Genomic DNA, 376 nt, shown 5'->3' with positions numbered 1-376 from the left:
GCCGAGCGCTACTCGCTGGCGCTCGAATTCGTCCGCTTCGACTGGGCGCACTGCGACTACTACCTGCAAACCGGCGCGATGATGCCGGCGGACTGGCGTGCGCAGTTGGAAGGGTTCGACGCGTTGTATTTCGGCGCGGTGGGCTGGCCGGCCAAAGTGCCGGATCATGTCTCGCTGTGGGGCTCGCTGCTGAAATTCCGGCGCGAGTTCGACCAGTACGTGAACCTGCGCCCGGTGCGGCTGTTCGAGGGCGTGCCTTGCCCGCTGGCCAACCGCAAGCCGGGCGATATCGATTTCTTCGTGGGTGCGCGAGTAACACCGAGGGGGAAGTACACCTCGCTGGGCGGCCGCATTGTTCGAGGGCACGGAGCGCGAG

Annotated in this window: 1 pseudogene; it reads left to right on the top strand. The window is 66.0% G+C overall.

The window, feature by feature from the left end:
* Positions 1-376: pseudogene (locus OR16_RS39010) on the top strand (isocitrate/isopropylmalate family dehydrogenase); the annotation flags it as partial.

Source organism: Cupriavidus basilensis OR16, assembly GCF_000243095.1.
Taxonomy (GTDB): Bacteria; Pseudomonadota; Gammaproteobacteria; order Burkholderiales; family Burkholderiaceae; genus Cupriavidus; species Cupriavidus basilensis_D.
This window is presented reverse-complemented; position numbering and strand designations above follow the sequence as displayed.